Here is an 8,417-nt window from a genome sequence, read left to right as displayed (position 1 = left end):
CGATAGCGGAGTGCCCGACAACAACGATGTCGACTGATCCACCGCCATCGCGAGCAGGCTCACTCCTACAAGGGAACAGTGTTACAGGCCAAGATCCCACTCCGGCTCTTCAGRGAATCTGAGCACCAGAAAATCCAGCAGGCTACGCAGCGCCGCCGGCATGTGTTTACGTGAGGCATACACCGCGTAGATGTTCATCTGTCGGGGCTCGGCCTGGGGCAGCAGGCGGATCAGTTCGCCGCTGTGAATATGCACGCCCGCCTGATAACTCGGTAGCATCGCCACCCCCGCACCAGCCATCGCCGCTCGCAACAACGTACTGGTTTCGTTGGCGCTGATGTTGCCCTGCACCGGCACCGAGACCGGCTCACCGTTTTCCTCGAAATGCCAAAGGTTCTTGCCGAAGTAGGAATGGGTCAGGCAGTTGTGCTGGCTCAGATCTTCCACCCGCTGCGGCGCCGGATGTTCTCGCAGGTAGGCGGGGGAGGCGCAGATCAGCGAGCGACAGACCGTCAGCCGCCGGGCAATCAGGTTCGGGTCCAGGTCGTTGCTGGTGCGGATCGCCAGATCAATGCGTTCATCCACCAGGTTCACGGTGYGGTCGAGCATCTGCAGGTCGATGCCGACGCCGGGGTAACGTTTGACGTAAGCCGCCATGGCGTCCGCCAGTTGTGCCTGGCCAAATGAGGTGCTGACGCTGATCCGCAGCAACCCGCGCGGCGTATCGTCCGGCTTGCTGACAGCGGTTTGCATGTCGGTGGATAGGTCGAGCATCTGCCGACAGCGGGGCAGCATTTCGGTGCCGGCCGCGGTCAGGCTCAACTTGCGGGTCGTGCGGTGCATCAACCGGGCGCCGAGCCAATCCTCCAGTTCCGCCAGATAGCGCGACACCACTGGCCGTGACAGGTCCAGGTGATCGGCGGCGGCCGACTGGCTGCCGAGGTCGACCACTGTGACGAACACCCGCATTGCTTGTAGRCGATCCATGATTTGCACGCTTTCAGAAACAAACTATGTTCCAGCATCGCATTTTTTGTACTGAGTCAGGCAACTAAGCTCCCTTCCATCGCCAAGCATGGCATTCGGACAATGGAGCAACACATGATCGGTTTCACCCCTCTCAAGCGCATTTTACTGGCCACCGCCACGCTCGGCTTCGCGGCCCATGCGGCGGCAGCATCGAACCTGACGCTGGATGTCTACAACCCCGGTGACAAGGCGATTTTCCCGGTGACTTCGGTACTGGTCAGTGGCGAGAGGGACGCGATTTTGGTGGATGCGCAATTCGGCAAATCCCAGGCTGAACAAGTCGTCGAAAAAATCCGCGCCAGCGGCAAGCAACTCACCACCATCTACATCAGCCACGGGGACCCGGATTACTACTTCGGCCTCGACACCCTGACCGCCGCGTTCCCCAATGCCAAAGTGCTCGCCTCGCAGCCGACCGTCGATCACATCAAGCACACTGTCGCCGGCAAACTGGCGTTCTGGGGGCCGAAAATGGGTGCGGATGTTCCGGCGAAAACCATCGTGCCGCAGGTGCTCAAGGGCGACAGCCTGATGCTGGAAGGGCAGAAGTTGCAGGTGGTGGGGCTGGAGGGGACACAGCCGGACCGCACCTTCGTCTGGATTCCGTCGATCAATGCGGTTGTCGGTGGGGTGGTCGTGGCAGAGAACATCCACGTCTGGATGGCCGACACGCAAACCCCGCAGTCTCATACCGACTGGTTGACTACGCTGCACGCCATCGAAACCTTGAAACCGAACACCATCGTGCCAGGCCATTACCTCGGTGACAGCGCCCGCTCACTGGTTGCAGTGCGATTCACGGCGGATTACATCAAGGCTTTCGACGAGGAAACCGCCAAGGCCAAAGACTCTGCCGCACTGATCACCGCGATGAAAAAACGCTTCCCGACGCTGGGCGAAGAAAGCTCGCTGGAACTCAGCGCAAAAGTCGCCAAGGGCGAGATGAAGTGGGGTGAATGATCGTCCCCACGCTCCGCGTGGGCATGCAGTCCGGGACGCTCTGCGTCCCTTCCAAAGCCGAACGCGGAGCGTCCGTTGAGGCATTCACACGCAGAGCGTGGGAACGATCGAATCTGCATTAACTGAACTGAGCCAACTGGAGAACGTCATGAGCAACATCGCAATCATCGGTGCCACCGGCCGTGCCGGCAGCCAAGTGTTGGAAGAAGCCCTGCGTCGTGGTCACAGCGTCACCGCCATCGCCCGCGACACGTCGAAGATCGGCCAGCGCGCCGGTGTAGTCAGCAAAAATGTCGATGCGCTTGATGCCCAAGCGTTGCAAGCGGCGGTCGCCGGTCACGATGTGGTCATCAGCGCCGCGCATTTTTCGACGCTGCCCGCAGCGGCGGTCATCGGGCCGGTGAAAAACGCTGGGGTGAAACGTCTGCTGGTGGTCGGCGGCGCCGGTTCGTTGTTGTTGCCGGACGGCACTCGAGTGATAGACAGCGAGGGCTTTCCCGAGGCGTACAAGGCCGAAGCGGGTGCCGGTGCTTTGTTTCTTGAGAACTTGCGTCAGGAACAGGAACTGGACTGGACCTTCCTGTCACCGTCGGCGGAGTTTGTTGAAGGTGAGCGCACGGGTGTGTTTCGGATCGGCCAGGATGATTTGCTGGTGAGCAGTGCAGGGCGCAGCTGGATCAGCTTTGCCGATTACGCGATCGCGATGATCGATGAAGTGGAAGCGCCGAAGCACGCTCGCCAGCGGTTCGCCGTCGGTTACTGAGTTCACTGAACCCCTGTCACCGATCGTTCCCACGCTCCGCGTGGGAATGCAGCCCGGGACGCTCTGCGTCCCATCCAGAGCCGAACGCGGAGCGTCCGTTGAGGCATTCCCACGCAGAGCGAGGGAACGATCAGGCCATGCAATTCAGCGGGACTGCGCCTGCTCCACCAACCACCCCAACAATTCCTGCAACTTCGGCGAAGGTGCGGGCTTTTGCGGCAATACCAGGTAATACGCCAACCCGGTCTTCACCTTCAATTCAAACGGCATGACCAGCCGCCCGGCGCTCAGGTCATCGCCAATCAACGACCAGTCCCCAATCGCCACACCTGTCCCCTGAGACGCCATCGACATCGCCAGGTCCAGGGTTTCGAAGTGTTGACCCTTGCTGACATTGTTCAGGCGAACATTGGCCGTGGCCAGCCAGGCCTTCCAGTCCCGTTCATCACGGGTGGGATGCAGCAGCATGTGCCGCTCAAGATCTTCGGGTGTCTGCAACGGCACCGGACCTTCGAGCAATGGCTTGGAACAGACCGGTGTCAGTTGTTCATCAAACAGGCGTTGAGACACCAACGTGCTGTCCGGCGGTGCGCCATACATCACCGCCGCATCGAACTGTTCGCGATGAAAATCCACGCCGTGCTTGACCGTCGTGGTCAGTTCCACGGGCACGTCCGGACGCTCCCGTTGCCATTGCAAAAGACGCGGCAACAGCCAGCGCATCACACAGGTTGGCGCCTTGAGTTGCAAGGTCTCGCGCTTCTCGCCGATCTGCTCCACCGCCTCGTCGATCAGTCCGAAAATCTGCTGCACCCGTGGCAGCCACTCGCGTCCTTCAGCCGTCAAAGCGAGGCCGCGAGCCTGGCGGATAAACAGCTCATAACCCAGATGATCTTCGAGCCCGGCGATCTGTCGGCTCACCGCGCCTTGGGTGATGTGCAGCTGTTCGGCGGCCCGGGTGAAATTGCAGCACTGCGCGGTAATCAGAAAGGTGTGCAGCGCCGGCAGGGGAGGCAGTCGTTTCATTGGGATCCAAGGTATGACGTGAGGACATGGCTAGTATGACTTTTTATCCATTGTTGCGGCTACGTGTCGCCCGTTCCAATGAGGCCATCCCTGGACCTGCCCACCCATCATAAACATTGCGCAGGCCCGGCGTCTCAAACGAACAAGAAGGGCAAAACACAATGGCGACGTGCGGCGAAGTATTGGTCAAGTTACTCGAAGATTACGGGGTCGAGCAGGTGTTCGGCATTCCCGGGGTTCACACCGTGGAGCTGTATCGCGGGCTGGCCCGTTCGAGCATCAACCACGTCACTCCGCGTCACGAACAGGGCGCCGGTTTCATGGCTGACGGTTATGCACGTACCAGCGGCAAACCGGGTGTGTGCTTCATCATCACCGGCCCTGGCATGACCAACATCACCACTGCGATGGGTCAGGCTTACGCCGATTCGATCCCGATGCTGGTGATCTCCAGCGTGCAATCGCGCAGCCAGTTGGGCGGTGGTCGCGGCAAGCTGCATGAACTGCCGAACCAGGGCGCATTGGTTGCCGGCGTGGCAGCGTTCTCCCACACCTTGATGTCGGCGTCCGAGTTGCCGGGCGTTCTGGCCCGCGCTTTCGCGCTGTTTCAAGCCGGGCGTCCGCGCCCGGTGCACATCGAAATTCCGTTGGACGTGCTGGTTGAAGAAGCCGATGACCTGCTCAGCAGCGTACCGGTGAATATCGACCGCGCTGGTGCATCGCCGAGTGCCGTTTCGCGCATGACCCAATTGCTGGCTGGCGCCAAGCGTCCGCTGATTCTCGCCGGTGGCGGTGCCATCGATGCCGCCGTCGAGCTGACGGAACTTGCCGAACTGCTGGACGCACCGGTTGCACTGACCATTAATGCCAAAGGCATGCTCGAATCCAATCACCCGTTGCTGATCGGTTCCACCCAAAGCCTGGTCGCGACCCGTGCACTGGTGGCCGAGGCCGACGTGGTATTGGCCATCGGTACCGAGCTGGCCGAGACCGACTACGACGTCACCTTCGCCGGTGGTTTCGAAATCCCGGGCAAACTGCTGCGCGTGGACATCGACCCGGACCAGACCGTACGCAATTATCCGCCGCACGTGGCGCTGGTGTCAGACTCGCGCAATGCCGCCCAGGCTTTGTTGGGTGCGTTGTCCCAGCAGTCGCTGGCTGAGCGTCGCAACGATTGGGGTCAGGCCCGTGCCGCCCGTTTGCGTGAAGATCTCGCCCAGAATTGGGATGCCCCGACACTGGCCCAGACCCTCTTCCTTGACACGGTATTGAACGTGTTGCCGGACGCGGTGTTCGTCGGCGATTCGACCCAGCCTGTCTACACCGGCAACTTGACGTTCAACCCCGAGCGCCCACGTCGCTGGTTCAACTCGTCCACCGGTTACGGCACCCTCGGTTACGCCTTGCCGGCCGCTATCGGCGCCTGGCTTGGCGGTAGCGTTGAAGGCGGATCGCGTCCTCCAGTAGTGTGCCTGATCGGTGACGGCGGCCTGCAATTCACCCTGCCGGAACTGGCCAGTGCCGTTGAAGCGCGCACCCCGGTGATCGTGCTGCTGTGGAATAACCAGGGCTACGAAGAGATCAAGAAATACATGGTCAACCGCGCCATCGAGCCGGTTGGCGTGGACATCTACACCCCGGACTTCATCGGTGTTGCCAAGGCACTGGGTTGCGCGGCGGAAGCGATCAGCGGCGTCGAGCAATTGCGTACTGCGCTGCGTTCCGCGGCCGACCGTCAAGGCCCGACCCTGATTGAAATCGATCAGACCCAGTGGATGAAGGCGGTGTCGAAATGACGTTCCCTACGACGCTGGACGGTCTGTTCATCGACGGTCAATGGTCGGCGGGCAATGAACACCTGCGCGTCATCAACCCAGCGACCGAAGCCTTGTTGACCACGGTCAATGGCGGCGATGCACAGGCCGTCGATCACGCCGTGAGTGCGGCGACCAAGGCCTTCGCCGGCTGGTCGAAAACCACCGGCGCCGAGCGTGGCGCGATCCTGCGCAACATCGCGGCGGGCGTGCAGGCGGGTCGTGAGCAACTGATGCACTTGCAGTCGAGCAACAACGGCAAGCCGCTGTTCGAAGCGGCCATCGATGTCGATGACGTGATCGCCACCTTCGAGTATTACGCCGGTCTGGCCGAAGGCCTCGACGCTAAACAAGACAGCGCCGTTGAATTGCCGAGTGACGATTTCAGCGCTCGTCTGCGCCGTGAGCCTGCCGGTGTGGTCGGCCTGATCGTGCCGTGGAATTTCCCGATGGTCACCACCGCGTGGAAACTCGCCCCGGCCCTGGCCTCCGGTTGCTGCGTGGTGCTCAAGCCTTCGGAAGTGACGCCACTGCCGGAGCTGAAACTGGCGGCGATCATCGCTGAAGCGGGTTTGCCTGCTGGCGTCTTCAACCTGGTCTGCGGTACCGGCCTGGCGGTCGGCGCGCCACTGTCGGCGGACCCGCGCATTGCCAAAATTTCCTTCACCGGCAGCAACGCGGTGGGCGTGCAAGTCATGCAACGCGCGGCTGAAACCGTCAAAGGCGTAAGCCTGGAACTGGGCGGTAAATCCTCGCTGCTGGTGCTGGCCGATGCCGACCTCGACCTAGCCGTGGAAGTGGCCTGTGGTGGTGGTTTCTTCAACGCCGGGCAAATGTGTTCCGCCACCAGCCGCGTGCTGGTCGCCGATGAGCTGGCCGATGAATTCCTGTTGCGTCTGAAGGCTCGCACGGAAGCCATTCGCGTGGCCGACCCGTTCGACCCGGCCGTGGAAATGGGTGCGCTGGTCAATCAGGCGCAATACCAGCGTGTGCTCGGCTACATTGATCGCGGCTTGAGTGCGGGTGCCAAGTTAATTTGCGGTGGGAACCGTCCGGCTGATCTGCCGCGCGGTTATTTTTTGCAGCCGACGATCTTCACCGACGTGCCCCTCGACAGTGCGCTGTGGTGTGAAGAGATTTTCGGCCCGGTGATTTGTGTACGTAGTTTTGCCTCTGAAACCGAGGCGATTGCCCTGGCCAACGACAGCCAGTTTGGCCTGGTGGCCAGCGTGGTCACGCGCAATGCCGAGGCTGCTGATCGGGTCGCCAACGCCTTGCAGGCGGGGCTGGTGTGGATCAACGCGCCGCAGGTGATCTTCCCGCAGACCGCCTGGGGTGGCTACAAACAGAGCAGCATCGGCCGCGAGTTAGGGCCGTGGGGCTTGCAAGCTTTCCAGGAAATCAAACACGTGATTCGGGCTGTCTGACAGCACGAAAAAGGTGAGTGCATGCCTCGTGTTGAGGCATGCGCTGGCGTCATGGCTTCAATGAGTTTTTATCGATAGTCAGGTGTTTTGCACGACCTCAGGATGAACCCGTCGGCGCAGCTCAACCCCGTGAATACGGGGGTTTAAAGCTGAATTGGCCGCGCGGATGCAACGGTTGCGACCAGCCTCATACCTACAAAAACAAAGGGAGTCCGTAATGGGCGAGCATGATCTGAACAGACGTCAATTCATCAAGACCGTGGGCGTAGCCTCGGTGGCAGCAGCGGCCATGAGCATGCCGTTCATCAAGGCCAATGCCAGCGACACACGCTTTGCGGGCAAAACCCTGCGTTTGCTGACCTGGTCCGATGACACCGGCCTGGCAGCCCTGCGCAACATCGCCGCGACCTTCGAAGACAAGTACGGCTGCAAGGTCATCGCTGACCGCACCGGCAGTACCTCGGAAATGGTCGCCAAACTCAAGGCCGGCGGTGATCGTCCGCAGTACGACATCATCACCCTGGCAGGCGTCGGCGCCGAAGGCCTGGCCGCCGCCAACCTGTTGGAAAAACCCGATCTCAACCGCATTCCCAACCTGGTCGACGTACCGGAAAAATACCGCACCGGCGCCAATGGCCACGGTATCGGTTACCTCCTGTGGTGCAACAGCCTGGTCTACAGCACCCGCACCCAGAAAGAAGCCCCGACCAGCTACGCCTCCCTGTGGGACGCCGACGCCGCGCCGAACATCTTCCTGCCGCCGCCAAACTGGACCGAGGCCATGGACCTGATCATCATCGCCGCCAAACTGGCCGGTGGTGACGAACACAACATTGAGCCGGGCTTCAAGAAACTCGCCGAGCTGAAAGATCGTGTGGTCACCCTGGGTGAAAACCCGAACCAGATCGCCGAACTGTTCCGCACCGGCTCCCTGGACATGGGCGGCCTGTACGCACCAGCCTTCTTCCCGAAACAGATCCGCGATCCGGCCTACGGCCTCGGCGCTTCGTTCGGCATGAAGGAAGGTTTCTACACCGACCTGATGCTCTCGGTCATGCCGAAAAACCGTCCGGGCGACACCGACATGGCGTACGCCTTCATCAACCACTCTCTGGACCCGGTGGTGCAGGGCAAGATGGCTGAAGACATCTACAACGGCCCGGTCAACGCCAAGGCGATCATCTCCGCCGAAGCGCGCAAGAGCCCGTACATCCTCACGCCAGAGCAGATTGCCGAGAAGGCGATCATGCACGACAACGCCTTCCTGGCCACCGTGCATGACCAATGGATTCGTCGCTACACGGAAATCTTTTCTTCCTGATCGAGTGACAACCACAAGCCCGTAGAGCACCACAAATCAAATGTGGGAGCGGGCTTGCTCGCGAATGCGGTGTG

The 8,417-nt window shown here is 61.1% G+C and carries 7 protein-coding genes; 5 read left to right on the top strand and 2 right to left on the bottom strand.

What is annotated here, in order from left to right:
- Nucleotides 1-81 precede the first annotated feature (81 nt).
- On the bottom strand, nucleotides 82-987 hold the full coding sequence (locus AC1DRJ_RS14320; RefSeq protein WP_477802731.1) for a LysR family transcriptional regulator: 906 nt from the start codon (nucleotides 985-987) through the stop codon (nucleotides 82-84).
- Nucleotides 988-1,101: 114 nt separating this feature from the next.
- On the opposite strand from AC1DRJ_RS14320, the gene AC1DRJ_RS14315 reads away from it, so the two are divergent.
- Nucleotides 1,102-1,989, top strand: a complete 888-nt coding sequence (locus tag AC1DRJ_RS14315) for an MBL fold metallo-hydrolase (protein WP_477802730.1) — start codon at nucleotides 1,102-1,104, stop codon at nucleotides 1,987-1,989.
- Between the two features lie 148 nt (nucleotides 1,990-2,137).
- The gene (locus AC1DRJ_RS14310; protein ID WP_477802729.1) at nucleotides 2,138-2,752 is read left to right on the top strand and encodes an NAD(P)-dependent oxidoreductase; all 615 of its coding nucleotides are present in this window, start codon (nucleotides 2,138-2,140) and stop codon (nucleotides 2,750-2,752) included.
- Nucleotides 2,753-2,896: 144 nt separating this feature from the next.
- On the opposite strand, the gene AC1DRJ_RS14305 is transcribed toward AC1DRJ_RS14310, so the two are convergent.
- Nucleotides 2,897-3,778, bottom strand: coding sequence for a LysR substrate-binding domain-containing protein (locus tag AC1DRJ_RS14305; protein WP_477802728.1), 882 nt, complete (start codon nucleotides 3,776-3,778; stop codon nucleotides 2,897-2,899).
- A 161-nt stretch (nucleotides 3,779-3,939) separates the two neighbouring features.
- Between AC1DRJ_RS14305 and AC1DRJ_RS14300 the strand changes: the two genes are divergently transcribed.
- The 3 genes from AC1DRJ_RS14300 (at nucleotide 3,940) to AC1DRJ_RS14290 (ending at nucleotide 8,343) form a co-directional block, all read left to right on the top strand.
- Nucleotides 3,940-5,577, top strand: coding sequence for a 5-guanidino-2-oxopentanoate decarboxylase (locus tag AC1DRJ_RS14300; RefSeq protein WP_477802727.1), 1,638 nt, complete (start codon nucleotides 3,940-3,942; stop codon nucleotides 5,575-5,577).
- Nucleotides 5,574-7,022: an aldehyde dehydrogenase family protein gene (locus AC1DRJ_RS14295; RefSeq protein ID WP_477802726.1), complete on the top strand. Its 1,449-nt coding sequence runs from the start codon at nucleotides 5,574-5,576 to the stop codon at nucleotides 7,020-7,022. Before AC1DRJ_RS14300 ends, AC1DRJ_RS14295 begins: the two co-directional genes overlap by 4 nt.
- A 217-nt stretch (nucleotides 7,023-7,239) precedes the next feature.
- A complete protein-coding gene (locus AC1DRJ_RS14290; RefSeq protein WP_477789999.1) occupies nucleotides 7,240-8,343 on the top strand; it encodes an extracellular solute-binding protein in 1,104 nt (367 codons plus the stop codon).
- The last annotated feature ends 74 nt before the right edge of the window (nucleotides 8,344-8,417 follow it).

The sequence above is a fragment of the Pseudomonas sp. P5_B2 genome (assembly GCF_056400445.1).
This window is presented reverse-complemented; position numbering and strand designations above follow the sequence as displayed.

Coding starts and splice junctions, on each gene's coding strand:
- AC1DRJ_RS14305 (WP_477802728.1), bottom strand. CDS start 3,778: ATGAAACGACTGCCTCCCCTGCCGGCGCTGCACACCTTTCTGATTACC.
- AC1DRJ_RS14300 (WP_477802727.1), top strand. CDS start 3,940: ATGGCGACGTGCGGCGAAGTATTGGTCAAGTTACTCGAAGATTACGGG.
- AC1DRJ_RS14290 (WP_477789999.1), top strand. CDS start 7,240: ATGGGCGAGCATGATCTGAACAGACGTCAATTCATCAAGACCGTGGGC.
- AC1DRJ_RS14310 (WP_477802729.1), top strand. CDS start 2,138: ATGAGCAACATCGCAATCATCGGTGCCACCGGCCGTGCCGGCAGCCAA.
- AC1DRJ_RS14295 (WP_477802726.1), top strand. CDS start 5,574: ATGACGTTCCCTACGACGCTGGACGGTCTGTTCATCGACGGTCAATGG.
- AC1DRJ_RS14315 (WP_477802730.1), top strand. CDS start 1,102: ATGATCGGTTTCACCCCTCTCAAGCGCATTTTACTGGCCACCGCCACG.